Consider the following 16,687-nt stretch of genomic DNA (forward strand, 5'->3'; position numbering starts at 1 on the left):
TCGCCGCCGGAGGGCGGGTGGGGACTCTCAGGGGGCCGGTTCCGCGGAGGGCGCGCCGGCCGAGGGAGCTCCCGTGGCGGATGCTCCGGGCACCGCCTCTGCCGGCTCGGAGCGCGCGAGCCTGCCGCCGACCGCCGTGATCAGACCGGCCGCGACGGCGAAGAGCGACGCGAGGACGACCATTCCGGACGCTCCCCAGGTGATGAGCACCGCGACGAGAGCGGGGCCCACGATGTTCGCGATGGAACCACCGAGGCTGAACACGGCCAGGTACTCGGCCCGCTTGGACTCCGGTGCGTGGCGGATCGACAGCTCCCACGCCCCCGCGCCCTGGAACAGCTCGCCGCAGGTGAGCAGGATGGTCGCCACGACCAGGATCGCGATGCTCAGCCAGACGTCGGTGTACAGCGTCGGGATCAGCGCCAGGCTGAAGAGGCCGAGCGTCAGGCCGGACCGCAGGAGGGAGCGGGTGCCGTCCGCGGTGCTCCTGATGTTCTTCGCGAAGTGCACCTGGAAGACGATCGCGAGGACGGTGTTGAGGAAGAGGAGAACGCTGAGCAGGGCCTCGGGGGCGTTCGTGGCCTCGACGAGCCACAGCGGGATGGCGACGCCGAGGAGGACGGGGTGCAGGAAGAGGATGCCGTTGACGGTGGAGAGGGCCAGGTAGGTGCGGTCCTTCGCGACGTCGACGAGGCCGGCGTACCACTTCTGCGCGGTCGGCTCCGCGGACGAGGTGTCGACGTCCAGGAGCCGGAAGACCAGTGAGGACAACACGCTGCACGCGGCTCCGGCCAGGATCACCGACCGCAGCCAGGGCAGTCCGCCCATCGAGATCAGCGGTGCCGCCGCCAGGGTGCCGATCGACATGCCGACGTTGATGACGGAACTGATCACACCGAGCATGCGGGTACGGTCGGCGCTGCCCGCGGTCGTGTTGACCAGGATCTGGACCATGGGAAAGATCGGCCCCTGCGACACCATGACCATGGAGGCGCACAGGGTGAACGTGGCCATGCCCTCGGAGAAGGCGAGCGCCACCAGCCAGGCGGCGCGCCACAACTGGAGCGACCGCAGCAGGGTGAGCGGGCCGAGACGTTTCGCGAGGAGCGTGACGGGGACCGTGGTCAGGAATCCGACGAGGCCGGCGATGGTCAGTCCGAGTCCGACCTGGGCCGCGGTCAGGCCGATGCCCTTCAGGAAGTACAGCGTGCTGCCGGTCAGGTAGAACCCGCTGCCGGAGGCGTTGACGACGACTCCGACGGCGATGATGCGGTGGTTCCGCCCGGGGAGCGAGTAGTCGCCGACCAGCTTCTTGACGGACCTCCTGATCATCGCTCGGCCGCCGTCGGCGAGAGCGGGGTGAGCCGGATGTCGATGAGCGACTCCGCCTTGTCGAGGATGCCGCGGCACTCCTCGGGGCTGTCGCCGGTGACGATGACGGCGAGCACCCGCGGCTCCAGCCCGCGCGGGGGCAGCTGAAGCGGGATGGGCGGCTGCACCAGACGCACCACCTCCACGACCCCGTCGAGCTCTTCGGCGGCCGCGGTGTCGACGGCCTCGACGGTCCCGTCCTCGGCCGGGAAGAGGAACCTGATCTCGACGCACCGGTCGCGCGACTGCTCGGTGTCGGGCCGGTGCCCCAGCGCGATCGACACCGCGGCGGACGTCAGGTCGACACCGGTGGCGAGGTGGCCGAGGAGGGGGATGAAGTCGCCGCCGAGCCGGCCGTTGAGCTCGATGAGCTTCGGCCCCGACGCCGACAGCCGTACCTCCGCGTGCGTCACGCCGTCGGTGATACCCAGGTCGCGGTGGGTCTGGACGAGCATGCGCCGCACCTCGTCGGCCCATTCCTCGTCGCGCCAGGGGGCGACGAGGTGTCCGACCTCCTGGCAGTAGGGCTCGAAGCCGAGGCGCTTGCGCGCCACGTTCACCGGCTGCACGTCGCCCTGGAAGACGACGGAGTCGACACTGATCTCGGGGCCGTCGACGTACTCCTCCACGATCGAGCCGCCGAGCGGGGTGAGTCCGGGGAAGCTGCTCGCCGAGGTCATGGCGAAGTGCTCGGCGAGTTCCTCCCGGTCGTTCGCCTGGGCCACGCCCACGCTGCCCGCGAGGGAGCGCGGCTTGACGACGACCGGATAGCCGAAGGACTCGGCGGCCTCCAGTGCCTGCTCCTCGGTGTCGACGCGGGCGAACCGGACGAGGCCGGTGGTCTGACGGGTCCGGGTGGAGAGCTTGTCCCGGCAGTTCGCGGCGGCCGCCGGCGACATGTGGCGCATCCCGAGCCGCGCGGCCGCGGCGGCGGTGTCCTCCAGGAGGACCTCGGCCCAGGTCATGACGCCGACGTTGCCGTCGTGCTCCGCGAAGAGATCGCCGATCGCCTCCACCAGCGAGTCGGGCCCGGTGTCGGGAACCCGCCGGTGACCCGTGATGTACGTGTGCTCCCAGGTCGCGTCCGAGGTGCTCACGAGGGCGATCCGGGCACCTCCGGCGACCGCCTTGTACGCGTACTCGCGGTAGACGCGCTCGCCGGAGCCCACGAAGACGACCAGGTCGGGCGCTGCCGGGTCGACGGGGCGGCAGCGGAAGTCGTATGCGGCGACGGTCCGTTCGACCTTGGCCAGCACCTCGGCGCTGGAGCGCCCGCGGAACCGGAAGCGCGCTCCGGAGTTCTCGTAGCCGTGCTCGTACCCAGGGGTGGCGACGATCGTCTGTCCCCGGATCGGGCGGACGGTCTCGTACGGGCCCTCCTCGCCGGACAGGGGAAGCTCGGACGCGATGACGCGGCAGGGCCGTACCTCCGGCGTCTTCATCAGCAGCCAGCCGACGCGCTCGGTCTCCTCGACAGGCGGCAACGAACGCGCCTCGTCGGGGACCGGTTCCCCCATCTGGATCATGAAGGTGGCCTTCATGAGGTCGATGCCGTGGATCTCGCGCCACAGGAACGGGATCTCGGCACCGCCGGGCCGGGCTCCGATCTCCAGGAACCGGACCTCCGGCGCGTCCTGCGGGCCGGCGACGAAGAGCTCGAGGTGGAAGACGACGGGACCACCGCCGAGGGCGGCGGTGGTGCGCGTGGTGAAGTCCTCCACGCGGGCCAGGAGTACCGGGTCGTCGATCTCGACCGATCCCAGCGGCTCGCCCTTGGTGTAGTCGAAGCAGGTGTTGACGTAGCGGGACGCCCGCCAGGCTCCGAGCCCCGCCCCGTCCCCCAGGGCGACCCCGTCGACGTGCAGGATCTCGTGCGGGAGGTAGGGCTGCACCAGGAGGAACTCGTCGGGCGGGAAGACGAACGCGGCGAGGTCCGCGGCGGAGTCGAGGCGCGTGACGCCGATGCTGGACGTACCGCACGCGGGCTTGAGAAGGACGGGCCAGCCGTGCTCCTCTGCGAACGAGTGCACCACTTGGTGGTCGGCAGCGTGCGCGGTCGCGGGGACGGCGACGCCGGCCTCGGTCAGGCGTTCCGCCATGACCAGCTTGTCGCGGAACGGCGCGAGTTCCTCCGGGGTCTGGCCCGGGACACCCAGTTCCTCGCGGAGGACGGCGGCGAGGTCGAGGTCCGATTCGTTGAGCGCCACGATGCGGTGAGGCACGCCGTAGTCGGCGATGAGCTGGTCGACGGCTCCCCTGAGGAGGGCCGCGTCCTCCGTGCTGGCGATCTGCTTCACCGCGGCGGCCGTACCGGGAATCGAGTCGATCGACCATGGTGCGGCAATGTACGTGACCGTGTGGGCGGCGTGGTCGATGTACGACTCGTACTCCGCGAAACGATCGGTCCATTGATGCAGGATCATGACATGGTTCGACACTATTCCTCCAGGGCAGTGCATTCGGTGATACGCGACTGGTGGTCCGACCGGTCGGTGGCTCTTCGGTGGCTGGGAATCGGGTCGTCCCCGGGGGCGTCAGCGGCGTTGTGTCCGTCCTGACGCCGTGGAATACGGAGGCGGAATCCTCCGGGCGGTCACGGTCTTCCGCCCAGGCTCCATTCCGAGTGAGAGAAAGACACACAGAGAGCCGTCGCCCTCGTCTGCCGGCGATGTCGCGACGGAGGCCGCGGAATCAGCGGCCGGGACTACGCGGGCTGGGCGTCCTCTGCCCGGGCGGCGGTGAGGAGGATCTCCTCGATCAGGCGGAGAATTCCGGTGATCCTCTCGTAATCGACCGAGGAGGAATTCTCCTGGAGTGTCGAGACGACGGCGTCGCCCTCCTGTACCTGGAGGTAGAGCGGCGCGCCGATGTTGCGGCCGGTGGTGCCGGTCTCCAGGCCTTCCGGGACGGAGAGCCGGTCCTTCTGGTATTCACCCATGTAGTTGAAGAAGTAGGTGAAGAGACCGCTCGCCGATCCGTCGAAGCAGCCGTTCACGGTGCCCGTGAAACCGTGTTCGGCGGCGATGTCCAGCAGGTCGTCGACATGGTGCTCGCCGTGCCTGTAGGACTTGAACAGCTCCCAGTGGACCTTGGTTGCGAAGGCGCCGAACGGTTCGTCCCGGCCGACGGGGACGATGAGGGGGATGAGCTGGTCCTGGGTCGTGAGCAGCTTCTCCCAGCGCGGGTCGCTGCGGTTGTTGGTGAAGACCGCGACCATGATCTCGTCCAGGCCGTCGTACCGGGCGGCGGCGCGGCAGTAGGCGCTGAGGACGACCGACGGAAGCGAGAGCTGGTGGGCCCGGGCGATCCGGTGGACGGCCTCGGTCTGCTCCACCGTGCCGTAGCGGCCCCAGCGGCCGTTGACCGACTCGGGCGCCTGGTCGCGCACCATGGCCGGTGCTCCGCGGAAGACCTTCTGCCAGTGCCTGCGGGCCGACTTTCGGCGTGTCTCGTTGGCGTCGGACCACTGCTCCTCCGCCAGTGCCCGGCAGGTCGGGACCTCACCGCCGGGGAGTGCCCCCACGGTGAGCAGCGTCTGGAGCTCGCGCTGCAACTGGTTGACCGACCAGCCGTCCGTCGCGATGTGGTGGAGACAGATGGCCAGCCACCGGAGGGCACCGTTCTCCGTGACCAGGGTCATGCGCCAGGGCGGTTCGGTCGCGAGGTCGAAGGGCGTGCCGCCGAGGGAATCCGCCGCCTTCGTCGCGTCGGTCTCCTGCGGCGGGCCGGCGATGGTGACCGGCTGCGGCGCGAGAACGATCTGTGTGGGGTTCTCGCCGTCGAGGTCCTGGTACCGCGTGCGCAGAGCCTCGTGACGCTCCAGCAGGACGGTCAGGGCCTCCTCGACCTGCCGGGACGTGGTCCCCTCCGGCAGTTCCCACACCTGGGGGAGGTTGGCCGCCAGGGGATCGATGTTCCGGATGGAGCGCACAAGCGAGAGTTGCCCGAAGGTGAGGGGAGCCCTGGCGACTTCATTCGCGTACATATGAGTAACCATTCGTGCCGTGACGTCAATGGGACCTGTCGCGACGTCGATGCCTCTGCTCGGTCGTCTTGCGCCAGGGTTTCACCACAGTCCGGATCAGCATCTATTTCGCCAGGGCTTCGGGCGATCGACCCGGCCCCGGACAGAACTTCTCGAGATCCGAAATAGATACCTGAGAACCGACGTGGCGCCATTGGCACGGGGCATACGCGAAAGTACGCCCAGCCTCAAGGTATCGCTAGTAGAAAGGAGCCATAATCCACGGAGCCAGCGCCAACACTCGATCGCCGATGATCAACCCTTGACAAAGGATGCGCACAGACATCGGAAGCCGTTTCCGACCAGCCTCATCGCATGGCTCGAACAGCACCGAAGGGTCCGAATGGAATATGTCAGCTGCAATGGTCTGAACCTAGATCACCGGCGGAGTACGGTCAAGAGGCGTCCGCTTTCCGAGACGGTTTCCCAGTAAGTGCGGAAATGGAACTCCGCCTTCAGGCCGAGGTGGACATTTCCGATTCACATTCGGTCTGCGGCATTGATTCCACGAGATAGCGCCTTTGATACCTCGGCGTCTTTCCCCGGAGCGCGTCCCGCGCTCAGGTCACGCCCCGTGCGGAGCGAAGAACGCCGCGAGCGCCGCCGCGACGGCCTTGGCGTCGTTCTCCATCGGGATGTGCCCGGCGTTCGGAACGCGCACCAGGTCGGTGTGCGGCATCTCCTCGGCGAAGCGCTCGGCGTACGCGATGCCCTGGAAGCCGTCGTCCTCTCCCCACACGAGCAGCTTCGGCGTCTCCGAGCGACGCAGTGCCGCAACCAGGTCGAGGGTGTAGCGGCTGTCGGCCGCGCCGGCGAGGGCCATCCAGGAACGCCCCACGCGCCGGCTGCGCCAGGGTTCGAGGTAATCGGAGATCTCCTCCTCGGCGGCAGGCCGGCCCAGCGCGGCGGTGACCGCCGTGCGCCGGGCGGCGAGCAGCTCCTCCACGGTCGTGGCGGCCACCACTTCGGGGTTCCGGAACCGCTCCACTCCCGGCACCGGCCACGAGTCGTACGTGACCGAGTTGACCAGGGCCAGCCCGGCCACCTCGGTGCCCCCTCCGACCGCGAGGTGCTGGGCGACCGCTCCTCCGATGTCGTGACCCGCCACCCGCAGCGGCTCGTCGGCCCCGACGGCCGCGGCGAAGCGTCGCACCCAGTCGGCGAGCGCCGGCACAGTGGCGGACTCGGCATCCAGTTCGCCTGCCGACTGGCCGAGCCCGGGCAGGTCGACGGCGATGGGCCGCAGCCCCGCCGCCGCCAGATCCGTCAGTACCGGCAGCCACACCCGGCTCCAGTAGGTCCCGTGCAGCAGGAGGACGGTCGGGCGGCCGGCGGGGCCGTCCGGCCCGGTCGCGGTGAGGTAGCTGGCGGGCAGACCGTCCACGTCGACGGCCTTGCGAGTGACGGCTATGGACGACATGTCGCCTCCGGAGTCGTGAACTCAACGTTCGAGGTCATGACCTTCCTGGCCGGAATATATGCCCGTCAAATACCATCACCGGCATGCAGGTATGGACCCATCGGCATACCTGCTGGTGAGTGGTCGAACCACAGGGGGTGGAGTGGGTGCAACTGTCGCACTTGCGGGTCTTGCTGGCCGTCGCCGAGTACGGCGGGTTCACTGCCGCGGCGGAGCAGACCGGTATGTCTCAGCCACACGTCAGCCGGTCGATCGCGGCACTGGAGGCCGATCTCGGCACCGCGCTGCTGCTGCGGCGTCGCGAAGGCATCGCCCTCACGGAGGCCGGGCAGCGCGCCGTCTCCCGGGCCCGCGAGACGATCCGGCACTTCGATCTGGTCCGCTCCGACGTGGCGGCCGCGGCCGGGCAAGTGGCGGGCTCCCTGCGGCTGGCGAGTCTTCCGAGCGCCACAGGCACCCTGATCGCCGCTCGACTGCGCTCGTTCGGTGACCGCTACCCCCAGGTGAGCGTGCGCGTTCTGGAAGGTTACAGCCCGGAGATCCGCGCATGGTTGGGGAACGGAGCCGCGGAGGTGGGCGTGGTCATCCTCCCGGAGCCCGGGGTGCACACCGTGCCGCTGGGCGCGGACACCATGGTCGCGCTGCTGCCGAGGGAACACGCACTCGCCTCGGCGCAGACCGTCGCCGTGCGAGCGCTGGCGGACGAGCCGTTCATCCTGACGACCGGCGGATGCCGTCCGGTCATCCTGAGCGGCGTGCATCAGGCCGGCGGCACCCTCAACATCGCCTACGAGGCGGGCGAACTGTCGGCCATCATCGCGATGGTGGACGCCGGTCTCGGGGTCAGCATCGTGCCCACCCTGGGCCTGCCCACAGATCTCGGCAACGCGGTCGTCCGCCCTCTGGACCTGCCGATCTGCAGGACCCTCGCCCTGGCCGTGCCCTCTCTCGACGACTGCACTCCGGTCGCCCGGGCGTTCCTGGACCACGCACTCGTCCCGTGAGGCGGGTCGGTCATCGCGCCGCTCTCCTCCGGGCGTTCGGGGCGGACGGGTGCCCGCCCGGGGAGCGGGACACCCTCGCCGCAGTGGAGGCCCGGGGCGTCAGCCCACGGCCGTCACCTCGGGGACGCCGGTGCCCAGGGTGGTGGTGTCGAAGGCGTCGGCGAGCCGCAGCGCCTCCTCGATCAGGGTCTCGACGATCTTCGACTCCGGTACGGTCCTGACGACTTCGCCCTTGACGAAGATCTGGCCCTTGCCGTTGCCGGAGGCGACGCCGAGGTCGGCCTCGCGGGCCTCGCCCGGGCCGTTGACGACACAGCCCATCACGGCGACGCGCAGGGGCACCTCCATGCCCTCCAGGCCGGCGCTCACCTCGGCGGCGAGCTTGTAGACATCGACCTGGGCGCGGCCGCAGGACGGGCAGGAGACGATGTCCAGCTTCCGCGGGCGCAGGTTGAGCGACTGGAGGATCTGGTCGGCGACCTTGACCTCCTCGACCGGAGGCGCGGAGAGCGAGACGCGGACGGTGTCGCCGATGCCCTGGCGCAGCAGCGCGCCGAAGGCGACGGCCGACTTGACGGTGCCCTGGAAGGCGGGGCCGGCCTCGGTGACGCCGAGGTGCAGGGGGTAGTCGCAGGCCTCGGCGAGGAGTTCGTAGGCGCGGACCATGACGACGGGGTCGTTGTGCTTCACGGAGATCTTCAGGTCGTGGAAGTCGTGCTCGGCGAAGAGGCCCGCCTCCCACAGCGCGGACTCCACCAGGGCCTCGGGAGTGGCCCTGCCGTGCTTCTTCAGCAGCCGGGCGTCCAGGGACCCGGCGTTGACGCCGATGCGGATGGGGGTGCCGTGGTCCTTGGCGGCCCGGGCGATGTCCGCGACCCGGTCGTCGAACTTCTTGATGTTGCCGGGGTTGACGCGGACCGCGGCGCAGCCCGCCTCGATGGCGGCGAAGACGTACCGCGGCTGGAAGTGGATGTCCGCGATCACTGGGATCGGCGACTTGGCGGCGATCGCGGGCAGTGCGTCCGCGTCGTCCTGGGAGGGGCAGGCCACCCGTACGATGTCGCAGCCCGCGGCGGTGAGTTCGGCGATCTGCTGGAGTGTGGCGTTGACGTCCGAGGTGAGTGTGGTCGTCATCGACTGCACCGAGATCGGCGACCGGCTGCCCACGCCGACCCTGCCGACCTGGAGCTGGCGGGTGGGGCGGCGGGCGGCGAGTACCGGGGCGGGCATCGACGGGATGCCGAGCGCGACCGTCATGGGGTGTCTCCTGCTCTGGTGGGGGTGGGGGCCGGGCGGTTCACTGGTCGGCGCCGACGGGCTGGGGTGCCAGGTCGCCGATGGAGACGGAGTCGTCGCGGCCGGCGAGGGCCTCGACGACGGCGCGGGCGATGTGGCGGCCGGTCAGTCCGTGGGCGGCGAGGATGTCGTCGCGGCGGCCGTGGTCGAGGAAGCGCTGGGGCAGTCCGAAGGTACGGACGGGGGTGCGGGCGCCCGCGTCGGCGAGGGCCTGTGCGAGGGCGGCGCCGGCGCCGCCGCTGCGGCCGCCGTCCTCGACGGTGGCGACCAGCGAGTGGCCGAGGCCGAGTTCCACGAGGGCGGCGGGGACGGGGGCGATCCAGCGGGGGTCGACGACGGTGACGCCGAAGCCGTGCTCCGCGAGGCGGTCGGCCGCCTCCAGGCACACCCCGGCCATCGCGCCGACGGAGACGAGCAGGACGTCCGGGGCGTCGGAGTCCGTGCGGCGCAGGACGTCCATGCCGTCGAGGGTGGCGACGGCGGGGAGGTCGGGGCCGGTGGAGCCCTTGGGGAAGCGCAGCGCGGTCGGGCCGTCCTGGATCGCGAGGGCCTCGCGCAGGGCGCGGCGCAGGGTGGCGGCGTCGCGGGGGGCGGCCACGCGCAGGCCGGGGACCATCTGGAACAGCGACAGGTCCCACATGCCGTTGTGGGAGGCGCCGTCGTCGCCGGTGACACCGGCCCGGTCCAGGACGAAGGTGACCGGGGCGCGGTGCAGGGCGACGTCGAGCAGCATCTGGTCGAAGGCCCGGTTGAGGAAGGTGGCGTACACCGCCACGACGGGGTGGAGTCCGCCGAGGGCGAGGCCGGCGGCGGAGGTGACGGCGTGCTGCTCGGCGATGCCGACGTCGAAGGTGCGGTCGGGGAAGCGCTCGGCGAAGGCGGTGAGGCCGGTGGGGGCGAGCATGGCCGCGGTGAGGGCGACCACGTCGGGGCACCGGGCGCCGAGGGCGGCGAGTTCGTCGCCGAAGACGTCGGTCCAGGCCGGTTCCGGGGCGGGGCGGGGGGTGGTGCGGGCGGCGGGGCGGGGGCGTACGGCGTGGAAGCGGTCGGCCTCGTCCTGTTCGGCGGGGGCGTGGCCGCGGCCCTTCTCGGTCAGGCAGTGGACGACGACTGGCCGGCCGAGTCCGGCGGCATGGCGCAGGGCCTCTTCGAGGGCTTCGATGTCGTGGCCGTCGACGGGGCCGACGTAGGCGAGGCCGAGGCTCTCGAAGACGGACTGCGGGGGGCGGTCCTCGGTGCGCAGGCGGGCCAGGTGGGCGGGGATGCCGCCGACGGTGGGGGCGTAGGAGCGGGTGTTGTCGTTGAGGACGACGACGACCGGGCGGTCGGCGCCGTCGGCGAGGTTGTTCAGTGCCTCCCAGGCCATGCCGCCGGTCAGGGCGCCGTCGCCGATGACGGCGACGACGGCGCGGTCGGTGGCACCGGTCAGCCGGTGTGCCTTGGCGAGGCCGTCGGCGTAGGACAGGACGGTGGAGGCGTGGGAGTTCTCGATGAGGTCGTGCGGGGACTCGGCGCGCGAGGGGTAGCCGGACAGTCCGCCGGGCTGGCGCAGGGTGCCGAAGGCCTCCGCCCGTCCGGTGATGATCTTGTGGGGGTAGGTCTGGTGCCCGGTGTCCCACAGGATCTGGTCGCGCGGGGACTCGAAGACCCGGTGCAGGGCGAGGGTGAGCTCGACGACGCCGAGGCTGGGGCCGAGGTGGCCGCCGGTGCGGGTGACCTCCTCGACGAGGAGGCGCCGGATGTCCGCGGCGAGCTCCTCGGTCTGGGCGGGGGTGAGGGCGCGGAGGTCGTCGGGTCCGTGGACCGATGCGATCGACGTCATGACAGATCCTGTTCTGGTCACAGGGCCTCATCGGCCAGAGGGGTCCGGGGTACCCGGCCGGTGACCGGGTCGGCCAGCCGGGCGGGCATGGAGAAGACGACGTCCTCGGCGATGCCGTCGTCCAGTTCGACGTCGTGCCAGCCGAGTGCGGCGAGCCGGTCGACGAGGCCGCGGACGAGGATCTCCGGGGCGCTGGCGCCGGAGCTGATGCCGATGCTGGAGACCCCGGCGAGCCAGGTCTCGTCGAGGTGGCCGGCGTCGGGGACGAGGTGGGCGGCGCTGCCGTGTTCGCGGGCGACCTCGACCATGCGGATCGAGTTGCTGGAGTTGCGGGAGCCGACGACCAGGACGAGGTCGTTGTGGCGGGCGAGGGACTTGACGGCGTTCTGGCGGTTCTGGCTGGCGTAGCAGATGTCGCCGTCGGCGGGGCCGGCGAGGTCGGTGAAGCGAGCGCGCAGGGCGTCGACGACCCGGCGGGTCTCGTCGAAGGAGAGGGTGGTCTGGGTGAGGTAGGCGACGGGTGTGTCGTCCGGAAGGTCGAGGGCGGCGACGTCGTCCTCGTTCTCGACGACCACGGTGCGCTCGGGGGCCTCGCCGCGGACGCCTTCGACCTCCTCGTGCTCGGCGTGGCCGACGAGCAGGATGGTCCGGCCGTCGCGGGCGTAGCGGACGGCGGCCTGGTGGACCTTGGAGACCAGGGGGCAGGTGGCGTCGATGACTTCGAGCCGGCGGTCGGCGGCGCCGCTGCGGACGGCCGGGGAGACCCCGTGGGCGGAGAAGACGCACACGGCGCCCTCGGGCACCTCCTCCTCGCTGTCGACGAAGCGGGCGCCCCGCTTCTCCAGCTCGGCCACGACGTGGTGGTTGTGGACGATCTCCTTGCGGACGTACACCGGGGCGCCGTGGAGGTCGAGGGCGCGTTCCACGATGCCGATGGCACGGCGTACTCCGGCGCAGAAGCCGCGCGGCTGGGCGAGGACGACGCGCGGGGGCCGGTGGTCGGCCGGGGCGTCCGGGCCGGCCGGTCGGATGGTGGCGCTCATGAAGCGTTCCGTTCGTAGGAGTCGTGGGTGCGGGGTGCGGGGCGCGGGGCGGGGAACGCCGCGGGTGGGTGCCCCTGCGAGGCGCGCCACAGTGCGGCGTAGGTCCCGTCCAGGGCGAGGAGTTCGTCGTGGGTGCCGTCCTCCCGGATGCGGCCGTCGTCGACGACGACGATGCGGTCGGCGCGGGAGGCGACGCTGAGGCGGTGGGCGACGATCAGGGCGGTGCGGCCGCTGACGAGGCGTTCGGTCGCCCGGTTGACCAGGGCCTCGGTGGCGAGGTCCAGGGCGGCGGTGGCCTCGTCGAGCAGGAGGATGTCGGGGCGGACGAGTTCCGCGCGGGCCAGCGAGACGAGTTGCCGCTGTCCGGCGGAGAGGTTGTGTCCGCCTTCGGTCACGCGGTGGTCGTAGCCGGAGTCGAGGGCGCTGAGGGTGTCGTGGGCGCCGACCCTGCGGGCCGCGTCGGTGACCTCGGCGTCGGTGGCGTCGGGCCGGCCGTAGGCGATGGCCTCGCGGACGGTTCCGGCGAACAGGTAGGGCTCCTGGGGGACGACGCCGAGCCGCTTGCGGTAGGCGGTGAGGTCCAGGTCCCGCAGGTCGGTCCCGTCGACGCGGACGGTGCCGCGGGTCGGGTCGTGGAACCGGGCGGCAAGCTTGACGAGGGTGGACTTTCCGGCGCCGGTGGTGCCGACGAAGGCGACGGTCTGGCCCTGCGGGATGCGCAGCCGGATCCCGGTCAGCGCCGGGCGCCCGTCGCGGTAGTGGAAGTCGACGTCGTCGAAGACCAGTTCGCCGCGCAGGGAGCGGACGGGGCGTGCGTCCGCGGCGTTCGGGGTGGTGCTGCGCAGCCGGAGGAGGTCCCGGATCCGCAGCAGGGACACCTGGGCCTGCTGGTAGCCGTCGAAGAGCTGGGAGAGCTGCTGCACCGGGACGAAGAAGAGGTCCAGGTAGAGGAGGTAGGCGACGAGGGCGCCGACCGTCATGGTGCCCGCGGCCACCCGGTGCGCTCCGACGGCGAGGACGACGGCGGTGACGCAGGCGGCGAGGAGCTGGATGAAGGGGAAGTAGCGGGCGGAGAGGAGCTGGCCGCGGACGCGGGCGCGCCGGTAGGCGTCGCTGTGCCGGGTGAAGGCGGTGACGACGGAGTCCTCGCGGCGGAACGCCTGCACGGTGCGCATGGCGGCCGCGCTCTCCTGGAGGGCTCCGTTGACGACGGCGAGCCGTTCCCGGGCGTCCGCGTAACTGCGGGCGGAGGCCCGGCGGAAGGCCACGGTGGCGAGGGCGATCGGCGGGAGGACGGCGAGGACGACGAGGAGCATCCCGGCGTCGGCGGCGCCGAGCGCGACGAGCACGCCGGCCAGGGTGAGGAGGCTGACGAGGACGCCGATCAGACCGGTCTGGAGGAAGGAGGAGAGCGAGTCGACGTCGGTGGTCATCCGGGTGAGGGTGCGGCCGGACGCCTCGCTCTCGAAGTGGTCGAGCCCCAGGCGGTGCAGGTGCGCGAAGACCCGGATGCGCAGGCCGTACAGCAGCCGCTCCCCCGTGCGTCCGGTGACCCGGACGGCGGCCCACTGGACGGCGTACTGGGCGAGGACGAGCGCCAGCGCGGTGAGGGAGGCCGTGGCGACGACGCCGAGGGCGAGGCGGTGGGCACCGCCCTCGATGCCCTGGCGCAGGACGAGGGGCAGGGTGAGTCCGGCGAGCGCGTCGGCGACGACCAGGGCGAGGCCGAGGGCGAGGGGCAGGCGGTGGCCGCGCAGCAGGTGGCGCAGTCCGAACTTCCCGTCGCCGTGGGTCCGGGGGTCGCGGGCGGCTTCCGTCTCGTCGACGCCGGGGAGGTCGAGGGCCGGCGGCAGCGCCGCGACGCGGGCGTGCATGCGACGCGCGGCGGCGGAGTGCGGGGCGGTGGCGGTCTTCGGGGTGGTCGGCGCGGGGCGCTTCCGGTGCCCGGCGGGGGCCTGCGGCGGGGCGGCGGCTTCGTCGGCCGGGGCCGTGTCCGGCTCGTGCTGGAGGATCGTGCGGTAGAGCGGGCAGCGGGCGGTGAGTTCGTGGTGGGTGCCGTGGTCGACGATCCGGCCGTGGTCGAGGACGGCGATCCGGTCGGCGAGGGCGAGGGTGGAGCGGCGGCGGGCGACGATCAGGGTGGTGCGGTCCCCGGCCCGGTCGCGCAGGGCGTCGTGGATGCGCTGTTCGACGCGGGCGTCGACGGCGGAGGTGGCGTCGTCGAGGACGAGGACGCGGGGGGTGGCGGCAAGGGCGCGGGCGAGGGCGAGGCGCTGGCGCTGTCCGCCGGACAGGGCGCCGCGTTCGCCGAGGACCGTGGCGTAGCCGTCGGGCAGGGCGGTGACGAAGGCGTGGGCCTGGGCGGTGCGGGCGGCGGCGTGGATCTCGGCGTCGGTGGCGTCGGGCCGGCCGTAGGCGATGGCCTCGCGGACGGTTCCGGTGAGGAGGGCCGTGTCCTCGGGGACGCCGGCGACGGCGCCGCGCAGGGAGGCGTAGGTCAGGTCGCGGACGTCGGCGCCGCCGATCCGCACGGCTCCCTCGGAGACGTCGTGGAACCGGGAGAGGAGCAGGGCGAGGGTGGACTTGCCCGACCCGGGGGCGCCGACGAGGGCCAGGGTCTCGCCGGGTTCGACGCGGAGGGAGAGGTCGGTGAGGACGGGCAGGCCGGCGCCGTAGGCGAAGGTGACCCGGTCGAACTCGACGCCGAGGGCGCCTTCTTCGGGAAGCCGCGTCGTGCCCTCGGTCAGGAGCGGGCGGGTGTCGATCACTTCGAGGACCCGCTCGATCCCGGCGCCGGCCTGCTGGCCCATGGTGAGCAGCGCGGCGAGGGTCTTGACGGGGCCGACGAGCTGGGCGAGGTAGGAGGAGAAGGCGAGGAGGGCGCCGAGGCTGAGTTCGCCGCGGGCCGCGAGCCAGCCGCCGACGGCGAGGGCGCCGACCTGTCCCAGGGAGGGGACGCACTGGAGGGCGGGCCCGTAGCGGGCGTTGAGCCGTACGGCGCGCATCCGGCCGGCGAAGAGCCGCCGGGCGGCGTCGGCGAGCCGGTCCCTCTCCCGCTGTTCCTGGCCGAATCCCTTGACGACGCGGATGCCGGCGGTGGAGCTGGCGACGACGCCGGCGACGGCGGCGGCCTGGTTCTGGGCGTACCAGGTCGCGGGGTAGAGCCAGGTGCGGCTGCGCCGGCCGATGAACCACAGGGCGGGGACGAGGGCGAGTGCGACCAGGGCGAGGAGCGGGGAGAGCAGCGCGATGAGGACGAGGGAGACGAGCAGGAGGGCCGCGCTGGAGATCGCCGTGGGCAGGGTGGAGACGAGCCCGAAGACCATGTTGAGGTCGCCGGAGGAGCGGCCGAGGAGCTGACCGGTGCTCAGTTCGTCGCGGCGTGCGCCGTCCAGGCGGGAGAGCGAGCGGATCAGGTCGACCCGCAGGTCGTGCTGGACGTCGGCGGCGAGCCGTCCGGCGTGGTGGCGGCGGAGGTGGGCGGCGAGGTAGCCGAGCGCGGCGAGGGCGAGCAGGGCGCCGGTCCACAGGGCGGCGGACCGGGTGGGGCGCAGGACGACGTCGTCGACGATCACCATGGTGACGAGGGGGACGAGGGCGCTGGTCGCGGTTCCGAGGAGCGCGGCGAGGACCGCGACGAGCACGCTGCGCCGGTGGCGCAGACAGCGGCGGGTGAGCCGTCCGGTCCAGGAACCCCGGTCGGTGTCGTCGGTGGGGTGCGTCATCCCGGGGCCTCCTCTCGTGAGGGTGGTGGGTGGGGTCGCGGTGGGGGTCATGCCTCGCAGCGGCGCAGGTCGACCGGGGTGCCCGGGGCGCCGAGTGCGGCCACCGCGAGGACGTGCGCGCCGGTGCCGGCGGGCAGGACCGTGCAGGCGGCCCCGGTCGTGCCGGGCAGGGCGCACAGGGCGGGTGGCGTGTCCGCGGCGGGGGGCGGGGGCCAGTGCGCGGGGTGGGGCAGCGGCTGGGTGAGCCCGCCGTGGGCGAGTCCGTGGCCGCGGGCCTTGCCGACGGCCTCCTTCTGGGTCCAGAGCCAGTAGAAGGCGGGGACCCGGTCCGCCGCGGGGAGGCGGCCGACCCAGTCGGCGTCGGCGGGGGCGAGCCAGCGCCGGGCCATCGCGAGGGCGGGTAGCGGCCGTACGGTCTCGATGTCGACGCCGACCGGGGTCCGGGCCAGTGCCACGGCCCGGGCTCCCGGACTGTGGCTCACGCTCACGTGGAGCCGGGCTGCGTCTCCGGTGAGCCGGGGGCGGCCGCCGGGGTCGTGGGCGAACCCGATGCGGTGGAGCGGGCTGCCGGTGAGTTCCGCGGCGGCGCGCAGCAGCGTGGTGTGCGCCGCGCGCCGTTCGCCGGAGGCGACGGGGCCCCAGAGCACCGTGACGGCATCGGGGCCGGTCACCGGGTCAGGATGCCATCGCGCGGACGAGGCTCTTGGGGCGCATGTCCGTCCAGTGGGCCTCGATGTGGTCGAGGCACGTCTGGCGGTCGCTCTCCCCGAGGGCGACCTCCCAGCCGGCCGGGACCTCGGCGAAGTCCGGCCACAGGGAGTACTGGCCCTCGTCGTTCACGAGGACGAGGTAGCGGCCGTCGGCGTTCTCGAACGGGTTCGTCATTTCTTTTCCCTTTTCCTTCTGTGAAGCGATCTGTTGTTTCCGTCGCCATTCTTTCTAACCAACCCGAGAAAGATCGGCAACCCTTTTCAGAGAGAAT

General features: G+C 72.1%; 11 protein-coding genes. 1 reads left to right on the forward strand and 10 read right to left on the reverse strand.

The features are described 5' to 3' along the window. Positions 1-27 precede the first annotated feature (27 nt). From ACF09E_RS02345 to ACF09E_RS02360, 4 genes are all read right to left on the reverse strand, one after another. Positions 28-1,332, reverse strand: coding sequence for an MFS transporter (locus tag ACF09E_RS02345; RefSeq protein WP_392203444.1), 1,305 nt, complete (start codon positions 1,330-1,332; stop codon positions 28-30). After that, entirely contained in the window at positions 1,329-3,794 is a 2,466-nt protein-coding gene (locus ACF09E_RS02350) for an ATP-grasp domain-containing protein (protein WP_392203445.1), read from the reverse strand. The genes ACF09E_RS02345 and ACF09E_RS02350 overlap by 4 nt, the downstream gene beginning before the upstream one ends. Positions 3,795-4,075: 281 nt before the next feature. Then, positions 4,076-5,356, reverse strand: a complete 1,281-nt coding sequence (locus ACF09E_RS02355) for a condensation domain-containing protein (RefSeq protein WP_392203446.1) — start codon at positions 5,354-5,356, stop codon at positions 4,076-4,078. A gap of 604 nt (positions 5,357-5,960) precedes the next feature. Then, positions 5,961-6,815: an alpha/beta fold hydrolase gene (locus ACF09E_RS02360; protein WP_392203447.1), complete on the reverse strand. Its 855-nt coding sequence runs from the start codon at positions 6,813-6,815 to the stop codon at positions 5,961-5,963. Between the two features lie 119 nt (positions 6,816-6,934). On the opposite strand from ACF09E_RS02360, the gene ACF09E_RS02365 reads away from it, so the two are divergent. Further along, complete coding sequence (locus ACF09E_RS02365) at positions 6,935-7,819, forward strand: LysR family transcriptional regulator (protein WP_392203448.1); 885 nt, start codon at positions 6,935-6,937, stop codon at positions 7,817-7,819. A 99-nt stretch (positions 7,820-7,918) separates the two neighbouring features. On the opposite strand, the gene ispG is transcribed toward ACF09E_RS02365, so the two are convergent. The 6 genes from ispG to ACF09E_RS02395 are packed head-to-tail and all read right to left on the reverse strand — an operon-like array spanning position 7,919 to position 16,590. Continuing rightward, positions 7,919-9,076 carry a flavodoxin-dependent (E)-4-hydroxy-3-methylbut-2-enyl-diphosphate synthase gene (ispG, locus tag ACF09E_RS02370; protein ID WP_388796963.1) on the reverse strand — a complete coding sequence of 386 codons (1,158 nt, stop codon included), beginning with the start codon at positions 9,074-9,076 and terminating at the stop codon, positions 7,919-7,921. A 40-nt stretch (positions 9,077-9,116) separates the two neighbouring features. Next, complete coding sequence (locus ACF09E_RS02375) at positions 9,117-10,937, reverse strand: 1-deoxy-D-xylulose-5-phosphate synthase (protein WP_392203449.1); 1,821 nt, start codon at positions 10,935-10,937, stop codon at positions 9,117-9,119. Between the two features lie 17 nt (positions 10,938-10,954). After that, a complete protein-coding gene (locus tag ACF09E_RS02380; protein ID WP_392203450.1) occupies positions 10,955-11,980 on the reverse strand; it encodes a 4-hydroxy-3-methylbut-2-enyl diphosphate reductase in 1,026 nt (341 codons plus the stop codon). Continuing rightward, the gene (locus ACF09E_RS02385; protein ID WP_392203451.1) at positions 11,977-15,705 is read right to left on the reverse strand and encodes an ABC transporter ATP-binding protein; all 3,729 of its coding nucleotides are present in this window, start codon (positions 15,703-15,705) and stop codon (positions 11,977-11,979) included. The genes ACF09E_RS02380 and ACF09E_RS02385 overlap by 4 nt, the downstream gene beginning before the upstream one ends. 47 nt (positions 15,706-15,752) lie before the next feature. Next, positions 15,753-16,376 (reverse strand): 4'-phosphopantetheinyl transferase family protein, encoded by a 624-nt coding sequence (locus ACF09E_RS02390; RefSeq protein ID WP_392203452.1) that lies wholly within the window; start codon positions 16,374-16,376, stop codon positions 15,753-15,755. Positions 16,377-16,380: 4 nt separating this feature from the next. Next, positions 16,381-16,590: an MbtH family protein gene (locus ACF09E_RS02395; RefSeq protein ID WP_392203453.1), complete on the reverse strand. Its 210-nt coding sequence runs from the start codon at positions 16,588-16,590 to the stop codon at positions 16,381-16,383. Between the last annotated feature and the right edge of the window lie 97 nt (positions 16,591-16,687).

The organism is Streptomyces sp. NPDC014891 (assembly GCF_043081085.1).
Lineage (GTDB): Bacteria > Actinomycetota > Actinomycetes > Streptomycetales > Streptomycetaceae > Streptomyces.